The following is a 13,579-nucleotide window of genomic DNA, read 5'->3' as shown; positions in this document are numbered from 1 at the left end:
AACTCTGGTAGCAGCGGAGTGCTCTCATCGTTATAGTCCTATGATCGAGATCGACTGGTGAGGCCGTGAACCGGGCCGGAATCATACGGGCCGTAGTTCACCTACTCGAGCTCAGCGAGACGTGACGTATCCCTTGAGCGCCAACTCGAGGTCTTCCGGTGAAGCCGGCTTGCGATGAGCGAGTGCGTTCCTGATGCGGGCGAGGCAGTCCAGCCGAGCCGCCTCATGCAGATCGACTTGGGACCGCAGTTGCCAGGCGAGCGCGCCGAATTCGATTTCCTTGATGTCCCGAACACCCAGACTGCGGAGGTGGTCGTCGACTCTCAGGCGTCCGCGGTGGCGGGTGATCACGGCTTGGCGAAGGTCCTCGATCCATGGAAACAACGCGGATAGGTGCGCGCGCCAGACCCGTCGTTCAAGTTCTGCCCGGTCTCCGTCGCGCAAGACGGCGATTGGGCACCGCATCGGGAACCCGCCGAAGCTCCGCTCACCGGGTATCAGCGCGGAATCGCGGCGTTCAAGCCAGGAGACCGGATCGATAAGATCACTGCGGCTGGACCGGACAATCTCAGCTGCGAGATCAAGCCGCCAGCAGCAGAGTTCGACGCCGAGCGCCGTCGCAAGAGTTGCGAGCGGCTCAGTTCGTTCGTCGGGTGTGTTCAGGTCGGCCCATATTGCCACATCAAGGCGACGCAACCGCGAGTCCCAATGAAGGCGCCTTAGCCCGGAGGGAAGTTTGTCCGAAGGCTGCCCCCCGCAACGACCAGTGCGACGCCAGTTTCCGCCCGTTCTCGGGCCTCCTTGAAGCGCCCGAGAAACGTACACCAGTCGGCGCGTGCCTCGGCACCGAGTGCAGACAGGTCGACGATCACACTGGTGCCGAGATGCCGGGGCTCCACGAGCGCCTGAAGAGTCCGCGGACAATGAAGCTCGTCGGCGAGCACCGCGGCAGGCAGACATCCAGCCTCGGCCCTGGCGGAAAGGACGTCCTGGCCGCGAATCCTCAGCCGCGCCGTCAAGGCCCGTTCCCAGCCGTCCGGCATGGCCGGATCGGCAACGATGATGGCGATGCCGGCATCATGCGCGGCCTCGATCTCGTCCAGAAAGGCTGCGGCCGAGGGAAGCAGCCACGGATCCCGTGCGAGCATCACTGTGCAAGCAGCCTTCCGAGCTGCGTAAGCTGCAGGCGCCGGTCGGAAAACGGTTCGAGCAGCCCGCTTTCGGTGAACACCGGCAAGAGCGGCCCGGCCGACGGCACGAGCTGAAGAACGGTGTCCCGCTCGTCTTCGGTGTTCGGCTCGCTCTCGCCGCTCAAAAGCGGAGCAACGTTCCGGAAGCTCTCGGCCGCAGCGCGCTCCAGCCCGACGGCATCCGCCTCGAGCGGATGCTTGGCGGCCCAGTCGTCAAGACGCGCAGCGCGGTGCGCGGGACTGTCATCGCCGAGTTCGGCGAGAATCGAGCGAAGCATGGAAAGGCGTGTCGGAACTCCCCCGATGCGGCGAGGATCGCCTTGCGCGTCCCGGCATCGTCGAGCTTTGCCAGTCCGTGCCCACGCAACCAGTGCCGCAGCATGGTGTCGCCCAGCATCGGGGCGCGGAACACCACCGCTTCCGATCCGTCGGTCCGGGCCTGACGAGCCTGCGCGGGGCTGATGACCCAGATGGGTCGGACCTGCCCGTTCTTCACGTCCGCCCGCTTGGCGAGCCAGTCGAAGCCGGCCTTGTCCCAATCTCCCTCGATGACGACGACGAGCGGCACCGCCCGTTGCTTTTCGATCCGGCCACGAAGGTCGGCGAATTTGCCGATGTGATGCAGCACCTGAAGGGAACGTCCGTCCTCCCCTTCCCATGCGCCGGCGAGCGCGGCAAGCCGTGCGCCGACATCCTCCCCCAAAGCATGGGCGCCGCGACCACGAACCGGATGCCGCGGGTCCCCCGGGCGAACAGGTTCTGCAACTGCCGGTCTGGAAGCGGCGAGAGGCTATCGGGATCCGTCGGGTTGCCGAGGCGGTGATAAGTCGCAGCGTCGTAATCGGCCTTCGCCTCCTTCTCGAAGAGCGTGAGGATCTCCACCTCGATGGCGTCGCGGTTCCCGATCATCTGCGCCACCTGCGCGTTGCGCAGCCCGTAGCGGCCCTCGTCCTTGTTGCCGAGAACACCGAGGTCGACCATCTCGTCCAATAGCGCACGGAAGTCTCCGGACGACACCCGTTCCAGATCGGCCGGCCACCACGGCTCTACCAAGCCGCCGATCTCTTCGGCCGTGAGGCCCTTGCGCAGCACCGCGGCATGACCGTTGCCATGATCCAGCCGATAGAGCGCAAGGCACTTGGCGATCAGGTCATAGCGCGGGTCCAGGTCCAGCGTCCATTGGAAGCGCTTTCTGATCTCCATCGCGATCCGCGAGGCGAGACCACCCTCGAACAGCATCTCGCGCCCGAGCTTCCAGCGCGGGCCGGGACCGAGCCCACGGAACCTGTTGTTCGCGGCTTCCACGATTTCCTTGCAGAAGACCTGCACGAGCGACGGGTAGTGATTCACACGGGCCAAAATGTCCGCCGCGAGCTCCGGCGGGTCATAGACGAAGCCGGCGGCCTGGATCGGCTGCGTGGCGAGACGGCGGAGCTCGCGCCGGTTCTCGTTGGTCGTGTTCATCGGACCGATGCAGACGGGTTCGCCGAGATGAACGAGGGGGAATTCGGGGCCTGCGCCAGGCGGCGAACGTTGTGAAGACCCGCGAAGACCACTTTGAAGCGCCACGCCGTCGCTTCCATCAGGTCCTTCATGCGCCGCAGGTTCGGATAGCGCGGATGCTCGCCCGCCAGGAAGTGGTCGGCCTCGTCGAGCATGAGCAGGATGCGCCGCTCCTGCGCCCCGTCCAGCCATGACCGGATGGCATCGAGGACACCGTCGGCATCCGCGCGTTTCGGAGCCGGTCCCCGCTCCTGTTCGAGCGCGGAGGCGATCCGCTGCCATACGGCCGAGGTGGGAACCGGCTCGGCGCCGATATCGACGATATCGAGATAGATGGCGCACTGACCTTTGGCCGGCTGGTGCAGATCGCGGCGAATCTGATTGAGAAGCGCCGACTTGCCGAGTTGGCGCCCACCGTAGATCAGGCAGCCTCCCGAGCTGTGGGCGGTGATGCGTGCGATCTCCTCCCGTCGACCGAAGAAGACCTCGGGCGGGATGTTGCGCGGATCCGTGGTGTAGGGTTGCACCCAGGCGAACGGCGCGCCGCAGGCGATCAGCCGTTCGAGCGGGTCGCCGCCCGCGACGGCAAGATGGAGGAGGAGCCCCTCGTCGAGCGTCAGCACCTTGCGTCGGTCCTGCCGCATCGCCCGGGCCAGCGTCTCGCGCCCCTTGCGGTCGAGCCGGCCGAAATGGAGAACGATCCAGGGGCGGTCCGGTGCCCCGCCGACCGTCGTCGCGACCTGGTTGGGATCGACCGCGGCTGAAGCGACCAGGATCCGGTAGCTGCCCTTCGCGATGCTGCCGAAATCGGGGGCAGGAACCAGCGGCCGGCTTTCGGTATGTCGCACGCGAGCCGCAGGCCATGCAGTCTGCCCTGGTCGAGTATCCGTTCGGCCTCGACTCTCACCCCGGTGAAGCCGATCAGGCCAAGCAGTTTCGCGACCGATGACTGCAGTTTCTCGTTCTTGCGCTGGCCCAGCGCCTCGCCGACCTGTCCCCACGTCTCGATGAGTGCCTTCGCGCGGTCCGCGGAGGTCTGGTCAAGGCTGCGGAAATCGAGCGGCCCGACACACCCGCCTTCGGCGGCGGCGGTGATGATCCTGCCGCGGTTCAAATCGCGTTCCTTCGCCAGCGCGTCAACAAAATCCGGAAAGAACGCCGCAAACGCATCTTTCGCGCCCTCGTCGGATGCCAAGGGATCGCGACCGGCTTCGAGATCGGCGATCATGTCGTCGAGCGTCACCGGATCGATCATCGGCACACGCCGGATCAACTCGCGGGTGGCCGTGGCGCGATCCGGCGAACGTTCGAGCCGCTCCAGACGACCCTGCTGATCGTCGCGAATGCGCTTTCGACGTTCGTCGCGGAAATGGTCGAACTGCTTCAGCAGTATCTCGAGTTCGCAAAAATCCGGCGGCACCTCCGGGTTGCGCATGCCATTGGACACCGGGATCGTCGGGCCGTCGTCGCGATCCGACGAGAGGCTCGCAACGATCAGGTCCAGCCTGTCGAGCCGGAGCCGGATCTCCTCGCCCGAACTCAGATCGAGATTGAGCAGGGTCGCCAAGTCCTGGCGCAGGCAGTGCATCCTCTCGCGCGCCCTGTCTCGCAAGGAGTCGATCGCCTCCTTGAGCTCCTGGCGCATTCGGCGCAACGCGGCTTCCTCGCCGTTCATGCGCTCCAAAAGGGCCAGGATTTCCGTGGCGGCAGCCATCGCCTCCTCATCGACGCGCGCTCGGAACGCCGCGTCCAGGTCGGGCGCCATGCACTCCGGCTGCTGGAGTGCTGCAAACAGACGCTCGCGTTGCAGGGCTCGCTCGTCGTCATAGGCGTCGCCATCGCCCCAGTGCGGGAGGCAACAGGCGGGCAGCCTCAACAAGGGCATCCGAAGGGGATCGCCGGCAGCGCTCCGGTCGCGCATGTCCGCCTCACCACGCAGGAGCCGGGAGAAATCGGCGAGCGAGCGGACGAGGACAGTGTGGACGGCGCCGGAGAGACCCGGCTCCTCCCGTTCGTCATCGCCGGGGATGCCATCGCTGATCTTGGTCAACGCGCCGATGTAGCGCTGGAGCGCGGCGCGGCGCCGATCATCATCGAACAGCGAATCTGCCGCCCGCGCCTCGATCCATGCGTCGATCTTGGCCCTTCCTTCCTCCAGGCGTCCGGTGATCCACGACAGAGCCAGTCCTTCGATCCGATCGCGCCGCGGCCGGCCAACGGCGTCTTCGGCCTCCGCCACGACGCGCTCGGCATCGGCCAGACGCACCGTGAGGTCACGCGCAAGATCCGGCGCGTGTGAATCGCCCCGAAGCGCGGCCTCGACGACGGCGCCAATGCTTCTCTCTGGCGCAAGAAGCCAATGGAGGATCCGGTAGGTCGGCTGGTGCGACGTGCGGGCTGTCCGATTTATGTCCAGCCACGAGCGCAATTCCTCAAGCGCCCTGGGCGTCTTCCGCTGACGTTCCCGCCCGTGGATCTCGGCTAGGTCATCGATCGACGGCTGCACATCGAAGCCAAGCCCTGAAAGCTCGGCGGCCAATGGCCCGACCGCTTGAAGCGCGCCCGACAAGGATACCCTGCCGAGATGCGAGCGGGCCGTCCTGTTGAAATCGAAAAGCGCAGGTCGGAGAAGCGCGGCGAAGGCAATCACGCGGGCGCGGGCAGCGCGGTTCTCGTCCCCGCTCTGTTCCGTGTCCAGGAGCGCCGCCATCGCCTCGGCCAACAGGTTCTGATTGCGGCTATCAGCGACATCTTCGGGCCGCTCGAACGTCGGTGCATAGACAAGCGCCTTGAGCAGCGCCGACGGAACACCGGGCAGTTCTCCACGCTCTTCCACCAGCGCGGCGAGGTGATGGGCGAAAGCGAATTCGCCGCGCAGCAGATAGTGCGCGAGCAGATCGTCCAGAGGCTGTGCCGCAGCGCACGACGCTTGCGCATCATCGCCCGTGTCGGACGCGTCCGCCCGGTCGTCGGACGCGTCCGCCCGGTCGTCGGACGCGTCAGGCGGCGCGGCGGAGCGGTCGCCCGTCCCGTCGATCGCGGAACCAACGACACCACCGCCATTCGCCCCGGCCGGCGACCCAATCGTCGGCTCCGGCAGCACATGGACCGGAGACGGGCCAGCGGCATCTTCTTCGGGGTTCTCGTCCGGGGCCGTGGACGCCGCCTCGGAAGCGTCCTGCGGGACCGCCTCCGAAGGACCATGCCGGCCAGAATCGGCCAGGTCCAGGTTCACGGCTTTCTCGTCCTCGGCCTCCTCGTCCAACGCGTCGGCAATCACTGGAACCGGGACGCTCCGTGCGCCGGGTTCCTTCTCCAGGCAACCGGCGCGGTCCAGTTCCGCGAGCGCGTCACGGCAGTCCGCGAGGGCGGCATCGGCCGCGGCTCTCGCGGCTTGCACGGCGGTTCGGGCTTCCTTCAGCTTTGCAGCGACCGAAATGAGGGTGTCGAGGTCTTCGTCGGCGTTCGCGGCGTTCTTCTGCTGCGTGAGCGCCTCATCCGCCTCCTGCGCGCACGCAAGGGCCGCCTGCGCCTTTTCGGCTGCGGCAAGTCGCTCCTCGATCGCCTCGATGATCGATTCCGGAACGATGGCGGGAGCGGTCACGGAGGGTTGGGGCAGCCGCAGCGCCACAAGACGGAGGCCGATCGCCTCGAACTGTTCGGCCCGGGCCGAAGCCGCCCGTTCGCGCTCCGCCGCCGCTTTGCATGCTTCGAGCAGCAGCTTCGCCTTGTCGACGATCGCGGCCGCGCGCCCGGGATCCGGCGCATCGAGCGCACCGCACAGGGTCGTCAGGTCCAGGGCAAGCTCGCGCCAGTCATCCGCCAGGCCGGCAAGGCTGCCCATGTCCGAATCCGGTTCGTCGCCGTCTCCGAATGCCGCGTGGGTCGAATCCGCGTCGGTCCCGACAGAGACCGGAGAGATTTCCTGTTTGATGATCGGCTCCATGATCTGCCGCCACAGGCGATGGATGGCCCGCTCGTCGGACCCAGGCGGAAAGTGGTCATCCGGCAGTTCCGCCAGTTCATCGAACCCCAGCCCACCACCGACGTGTCGATTGAGGAAGTCATTGGCTCGGATGAAGAACGATTTCCGCTTGCCCCGCTTCTTCAGCATCCGATGATCGAAGGTACGGATAAGGTCGGGCTCTTCTCGGATGATCCGCGCCAGAGCTCCGTAGAACAGCCTATTGTCCTTGATTGCATCGAAGGCGATCCAAGGCTCGAAAAGATCGCGGTTCTCACGCCGGATGCTATTCGCGATAGGGAAAATCTGCTGCAGGAGTTCGACCGTCAGGCCTTCGAACCAATCGGACGTTTCCTCCAGAACCATATCGCTCATCGCGACACCTCGATGGTGGCAGGGTAGCCGCGCGCGTGTTCGGCGGAAACGGACGCCTGTATCCCGGCTATGCTGTGGCCCTGTGCTGCAACCGTAGCATGGAAATCATAGCGGACAACACTCTGCGTGCGCCAGCCGCCGAAGCCCTGATCCAGGAGGATGAGCACCCGTTGCCCGTCGGCAAGCCGGAGGTCGAGACGGCGGTGATGCGGCAGGTCCGTCTTGCGCTTGGCGAGCGTGATCTTAGCGCTTGGAAGCAACGCCGCCAGGACGTCGCGGCGCCGTGCGTCCTCGGCAAAGGCATGATGGGCCGCGTACGGCTGTGCCGCCGGCCGGTCCACAGGAGCGAGTGTGATCGCGATTCTGGCGCCCGCGGCGCCCGGCGCAGTTCCCACGACCTCGCGCAACAGCCCGAGCATCAACGGTGTGAGCAGATAACGATCGCTGTAAGCGATCTCATCCACTCCCGTTGCGGACAGCACCCCGTGAACGGCCGGTGCCTCGCGCCGGACGAGCTGCCAGAATCTTGCACCAAAGCCCTTGAGCGGGCCGCTGAGTTCCGCCCCGAGCCAGAGAAGCCGCACGCCAACAAGAGCCCCCTGCACCAGCGACTCCGGGCCGAGCGGTGCCGGCCGCGGCATCTCCGGCCAGGGTCCGCAGAGGGCCGGAGCCATCGCCCCGCCTCCCCAGTCCGGACCAGGCGGGGCCTCCGCCCGAGACGCTGCGATGGCGAGTATTCCACCCGGTCCCTCGGCCAGCGCGAGCACGGGCCATTCCGCCTCCTGCGGAAGTGTGGGAAGCGTCGCCAGCAGGGTCGAGCCCGCCAGACGAGCCAGGGCGAGGCGGCCGGCGAGGTCGAGCATGCCCGAGTGCGGCAGAGCCGACGGCAACACGAGCATCGTCTCGACACCGGCCTCGGCGAGCTTGGGAAGGAGTGCGGTCCCGGGCCAACCGCCCATGTCCCAGGCTTCAGGCATTCCATGCAGGAAGAGCACCAGCCTGGACAGCCGTCCCGCCCGCAGTTCGGCGGCGATCCAGTCGGCGGCCGATCGGCCGAGAAAGCGCGTTTCGGGACCGAACACGCGGAGGTCTTCGGGTAGGTTGAGCGCGCGGGCAAGGGCTTCGGCAGCCAGATGCCCGCCGGGGCGGTCGATCCGGACATCGCGAAGGTTCAGGTCCGGGCGGAGCACGCAGGCGGCGCAGCCTTGCGCGCAACCTTCGGGACAGTCCAGCCGTTCCGCCGCGCGCGCGATTGCCGCCTCGAAGGTCTCGGGATCGGAAAGCCGCGCGACATAGCCGGCGCCTCCCGCAGCACGATCGAAGAGGAAAGCGGATAGGGGAGTGCCTGCTCCGCCCGGACGGCCCATCCCGACCCCGACCTCGCGCGCCTCGATGCCGAGCCGCTCGGCAAGCGCCTCCCGCAGTCCGGCCGCAAGCGCAAGCCCGGCCTCGGACGTCACGCCCGATGGAAGCTGAAGCTCGAACACATCGGTCCGGGTGGCGTGTACGAACCGGACCAGCCGCTGGACCCGTTCGCGCTGGGTGTAGCCGCCAGGGCAGAAACCGTCACTGGTCAACGGGATTCCCTTGGCGAGCATAAGCGGTTTGTGACGCCGGATCGCTTCGGGCAAAGGCGGCATCGCCGTGCCGTCACTGTCCATCTCGGGTTCGGCGCGGCCACAGGCCAAACAAACGGCATAACCCTGCCCATGCACCGCACCGCTGGTGACGATGACCTGCCCCTCCGGATCGGCCCTCAGCCGCCACGCCGAGGCATCGGGCAAAGCGATCCAGGGAGCGCCGCCGGCGGAAATCCGTGGCATCTCGTAAGGCACCTGCGCCAGCGCCTCGTACCCGGTGTGCGCCGCCCGGCGACTGAGGAAGCCGACCGGGATCAGCGCACGCTGATGCTCGAGCCCTTCGACCCCACAGCGGGGGCAGGCGCCCGGCGCAAGGCGCGCCAGCCCGAAAGCACCGCACGCGGGGCAGGACCAGAGGTCGCGCAGATCCTCCAGGTGCGAGGCGTCGGCCTCCGCACCCCAGGCCGGGCGAATTCCTTCCGAGCGATAGACCAAGCCGTCGATCACCAGCTCCGCACCCGGCGCGTATTCACGGATCGCCACGTCGAGCGTGCGGGACGCAGCACCGCGGAAGTCGCCGAAGGCAAGGGTCGTGTCGGAGGCGCCCTTCTTGCCGGAGAGATAGTCGAAGCTCACCACATCGGTCGGGAAGCCGTAGGATGGCGTGAATCCGCGCCGTGCGAGTTCGGCGATCAGGAACTCGCCCTGCATCCGCCTCGCCCGCATCTCGAGCGCCCGACGCGCCGCCGGCTCGTTCATCGCCGCGGCACGGTCGAGCAGTTGGCGGTGTTCCGCCCGCCACTGGCGGAGAAGATCCTCGAAGCCCAGTGCCGCTGCCGTGGCAAGGGCCTCCGGAGTGCGCCCCGCCAGCACGGTGCCCAGCACGAGGGCCGCAAGCGCCGCCGCGACGGAAGGGCTTGCCGGAAGCTCCTGTTCCAGCGCGGTGAGGAAAGCATCGGCGGGCGCATCAGTCAGGACGGCGGCGTCCGCGCTTTCGCCGGCGCCGACAAAGGCGCCGATGGACCCCTTGATGCTTTGTCCGCCCCGGCCGCGCAGGAAGGCCGCGAGCAGGGCGGCGTTGACATGGCGCTGAACGAGCGGGGCGCTCTCGAACCAGACGCGTGGGGCGGTGATCGGATGGGCAAGGAAGCGATCCGGACGATCCACCGCCCAGCGGTCGAGCGGCAGGTCCCGTGCGAAGGTCAGCGTGAAGGCCCAGGGTTCGCCTCGCCGCCCTGCCCGCCCGGCGCGTTGGCGATAGTTGGCTATGGAAGGAGGGACGTTGGCGTTCACGACGAGCCGCACCTGCGGAATGTCCACCCCCATTTCCATCGTCGTCGAGCAGTTGAGCAGGTTGATCTGACCGTCCTTGAACGCCTCCGTGTAGCTGGCGAGCACCTTCCGTTCGATCTGCGCGGAATGCTCCTGCGCGCGCAGGAAGGGGGAGTAGGCGGCGATGCGGTCATGAAGGTCCGTCCACAGGCCACGCCGACGCAGGGGGGCGATCTGCGGGTCCGTTTCGCACCAGCGGGCGACCTGCCGCCCTCCGGTCTCGTCGAGGCCACCGGCGTTGGCCCGTGGCAGGCGTGGCAGGGCGATCCGCTCCATGGAGGGGATCGCTTCCAGTGACAGGCCGGGTACCAGGCTGAAAGGGCTGCGGCCCGCCACGGCGTAGCCGAAGGGGCGGCGGGTGACCGGACAGAGGAAGGCGCGATCGAGCCGCGCCACCTCCGCCTTCGTGAAATCGATCCGCCACACGCCGCGCCCGACGTCCCGCGCGGCGGTGGTGGTGACGAGCGACCAGAGCGCATCGAGCACCTCCGCGGCTCGATCACGGTCGGCCGCATGGTCCCAATGCCCCCCGATGAGCGCGTAGATCATCCGGTGTGCCGGCCCGGGGCGCGCTCCGGGCACCGGGCCTGGGAACGACCGCACCCAGCTGTCGCCGGCGGCTCCGCTGAACGCGGTGCCCGGTGCCATAACGCCGCGCTGCACGCCGAAGCGGGGGCTGACAAGACTGACGAAGCGCGGATCCGGCAGATCGACGGCAAGAAGGTTGCGGAAGACGAAGTCAACGGTTGCGAGGGCCAGCCCGATCCAACCTTCGGCGTCGATCCCCGCCTCGACCAGCGGTCGGGGTGGCCTCTGAAGCCGCGCCCGGTTTTCGAGGTCCGGAAACGAAAGGCGCAGAAGCCCCATGGTCTCCGGATTGTTCTGCACCTTCGGGCGCCGGAACAGTTCCCGGAACAGAAACACCTCGGCGAGCCGCTCCGGGTCATCGGCAAATTCGCCACCGGTCACCCGTGGCCGCCAGACCTCACCCGCGAAATCACGCAAATCCGCCTGCTGGGCAAAGCGACGTTTCAAGTCGCGCCAGGGAACGTGCCGCACGGCGTTGCCGAGCAGGCCCGCGAGTTCTTCCTCCTTCGCCCGGATCATGTCGTCGAACGTCTTCGGGATCGTCCGAAGGCGCAAGAGCTGGTCTTCAATCTCAGCGACCCGGGTCGGGTCGACGTCCGCATTCTCCTGGACCGCGTGATACAGGAAGCTGCGCGTCAGCGTGCGCTCGGCATCCTGCTGGAGTTTGGCGGCGAGCCGCGCCACTCCCTGCCGGCTGTCGGTGAAGCTCAAGGCCCTCCGCCCGGCCATCGGCCGGTCCGGCCCGTGGGTCGCAGGGGCCAGCGCTTCGAGCACGAGCGGCAGGCCGTTGCCCATAAAGAAGGCGGGGCCGTAGCGGAGTGGCCACAACACGGCCCCCTCCGCCTCGACACAGCACCCGCGCGCCCCGGCATTCTCGATGATCCGGAGCCGCACGGTCCGGGCGCCATCCGACGGCCTGTTGTCCCAGATACGCGCGTCCGCGACGGTCACCCACGCTCCGCCGTCTTCACCTCGGGCGGGGGCAAGCCAGGCGTGGCCGGTCTCGACCGCCGGATCCGCTCCGTCCTCGGGTTCGGCATCGAGCGCGAAATCGTCGACCTCGCCGCCCGTAGGCACGGCCAGCCGTGGCTCGGCCCCCGCCACTTGCCGTGCGGTCAGATGCGCCGTGCCGCATGCGCCGCACAACACCACTTCGAAGGTGGGCGCCCCGCAGGTGCAGCGGTCGCGCGGGCCAAACTGGATGGCACCGAATCCCCAGCCGGCGTCGGTCGGCACGAGTTCCGGGTCGCGATCGGGGCAGCCAGGATCGATGCACGCCCACACACCCCCGAGAGCGCGGTGGAAGATATGGGCTCGCCATGGCAGAAGCGGCCCCTTCGGCCCCTGCGCCCGGGCGGCGGCGTCGAGAACGGTCTGCGCGTCCGCAGCCCGCTCCGGGGCGTCGAACAGCATGCGCGCCACGTGCGACAGCCCAACCGCCTTCTCCCCGGCGGCCCGGCGGAGCGTCTGCAGCCTCGGGTGTGGCGCAAGATGCTCCCAGAGCACCGGCGGGCTCAGCCCGGCGAAGCCGCCGGGGTCGAGTGGTCGATCCGGCCCCGGCGGCGGGAGGGGCGATTCGACCGGGCATCCCTCGATCACCTCCACGCGCTCGGGGGACTGCCCGGCGAGCGCGGCGACGAAGTCGCGCAGCTTCGTCCGAGCATCCTGTTCACCGCCGATCGTGGCCGAGGTGGCGACGAGGCGTACGTCCCCGGGCGTCACCCCGAAGGCGGCCCGCACGCGGCGCAGCAGGAGCGCCATCTCGGCGGCCTGGGCTCCCGCGTGGGTATGCGCCTCGTCGAGCACGAGCCAGCGCAGCGCTCCCTGGGACGCCGTAAGGATCGGCGCATCGGCCGGCCGGAGGAGCAGATACTCCAGCATTGTGATGTTGGTCACGAGGATTTCAGGCGGGCGCTCGCGGATTTCCTTGCGGCTCTTGATCTCCGCGTTCGTGGACGTCTCGCCCGCTTGGCGCGGGGTCTCGGGCGTGTCGCCGTTGAACAGTGCGAAGCGCACGCGCCCATCCAGGCCCTCCGCCCAGGCGGCAAGCCGCTCGCGCTGGCTTTCGATCAGTGCGTTCAGCGGATAGAGCAGGATCGCCTGCACCCCGCCACCCCGGCGGGTGTGTCGGAGGAGATCGTCGAGCACGGGAATCAGGAAGCACTCGGTCTTTCCGGCGCCGGTGCCCGCGGTGACGAGGCAGGAACGCCCCTCAGCGAGCGTCGCCGTCCAGGCGGCAAGCTGATGAACGTAGGGCGTCATGTCCCGCGCCATGCGGAAGTCGCCCGCGCGGTCCAGCGCTTCGATGAGATCGGGATGAAGAAGGCCACCGGAGAGCGCCCCCAGGGTCCTGTCTGCCGGCGCCCAGGCGCGCGCCGTCTCGAACACCGGTTCCGCCAGCAGCGAATCGGCTGCCCCTGGGATCGTGGAAAGCCGCCGCAGGAGCGTCGCATTGAGCCCAGCGCTCGCGGCTCGCGCGCGCGCCACCACGGCGGCGGCCGACCGGGAGGCGAGACGATCGAGCGTTTCGTTGAGATGCGAGACGGAGGAGGCGATCATCGTCGGCTCTCTTCAAGGACATGTTGGACGGCGACAGGCAGGGCAGCGTCGAACCAGATCGGATCGGCCTGCCGCAGCCCGAGAAGCTGAAGGCGCAGGGTTGTGTCGACGTCGGACCGCAAACCCTGAGCGATTTCGGCTGCGACTACCGGGGCGTCGAGCAAGGGGCGCACGGCCTCGTTTCCCAGATCGAGGCGATGCTTCGGGTGCGCCCGGAGCCCCGCCGTTCCATCAGGCAGCTGCTCGAAGCGCTCGACCGCGTCTCTGGCCAGATCACGCAGCCGGGTCCGTGGCTGGGAGAACGCCAGAGGCTCTGGCCCGCGCGCCGCCTGCACAACGGGAGGAAAGCCCAAGGTGACCAGAGCCGCACCGAGATGCCCACGCAGTTCCGGGCGGAGCAACAAGATGATGCCGACACGGCGTGCGATCATCTCACCGACGCATCGGCGCCGTTCCGCTTCCGGAAAGCTCAGTGAGGCGAGCGCGTC

At 68.0% G+C, this 13,579-nt stretch carries 8 protein-coding genes; 1 reads left to right on the top strand and 7 read right to left on the bottom strand.

The features are described from left to right. Positions 1-111 precede the first annotated feature (111 nt). From AB8P05_RS26840 to AB8P05_RS26810, 7 genes are all read right to left on the bottom strand, one after another. Entirely contained in the window at positions 112-696 is a 585-nt protein-coding gene (locus AB8P05_RS26840; protein ID WP_472761568.1) for a hypothetical protein, read from the bottom strand. 23 nt (positions 697-719) lie between these two features. Beyond that, on the bottom strand, positions 720-1,148 hold the full coding sequence (locus AB8P05_RS26835) for a hypothetical protein (RefSeq protein WP_472761567.1): 429 nt from the start codon (positions 1,146-1,148) through the stop codon (positions 720-722). Further along, the gene (locus tag AB8P05_RS26830; protein ID WP_472761566.1) at positions 1,148-1,468 is read right to left on the bottom strand and encodes a hypothetical protein; all 321 of its coding nucleotides are present in this window, start codon (positions 1,466-1,468) and stop codon (positions 1,148-1,150) included. Before AB8P05_RS26830 ends, AB8P05_RS26835 begins: the two co-directional genes overlap by 1 nt. A gap of 214 nt (positions 1,469-1,682) precedes the next feature. After that, a complete protein-coding gene (locus tag AB8P05_RS26825; protein ID WP_472761565.1) occupies positions 1,683-2,654 on the bottom strand; it encodes a hypothetical protein in 972 nt (323 codons plus the stop codon). Next, positions 2,651-3,316 (bottom strand): AAA family ATPase, encoded by a 666-nt coding sequence (locus AB8P05_RS26820; protein WP_472761564.1) that lies wholly within the window; start codon positions 3,314-3,316, stop codon positions 2,651-2,653. Before AB8P05_RS26820 ends, AB8P05_RS26825 begins: the two co-directional genes overlap by 4 nt. Beyond that, positions 3,310-7,032 carry a hypothetical protein gene (locus AB8P05_RS26815; protein WP_472761563.1) on the bottom strand — a complete coding sequence of 1,241 codons (3,723 nt, stop codon included), beginning with the start codon at positions 7,030-7,032 and terminating at the stop codon, positions 3,310-3,312. The genes AB8P05_RS26820 and AB8P05_RS26815 overlap by 7 nt, the downstream gene beginning before the upstream one ends. Next, on the bottom strand, positions 7,029-13,091 hold the full coding sequence (locus tag AB8P05_RS26810) for a DEAD/DEAH box helicase (protein ID WP_472761562.1): 6,063 nt from the start codon (positions 13,089-13,091) through the stop codon (positions 7,029-7,031). The genes AB8P05_RS26815 and AB8P05_RS26810 overlap by 4 nt, the downstream gene beginning before the upstream one ends. Before the next feature lie 20 nt (positions 13,092-13,111). On the opposite strand from AB8P05_RS26810, the gene AB8P05_RS26805 reads away from it, so the two are divergent. Further along, positions 13,112-13,567: a hypothetical protein gene (locus AB8P05_RS26805; protein ID WP_472761561.1), complete on the top strand. Its 456-nt coding sequence runs from the start codon at positions 13,112-13,114 to the stop codon at positions 13,565-13,567. The last annotated feature ends 12 nt before the right edge of the window (positions 13,568-13,579 follow it).

It is taken from the genome of Azospirillum sp. VT-I1 (genome assembly GCF_055698305.1).
This window is presented reverse-complemented; position numbering and strand designations above follow the sequence as displayed.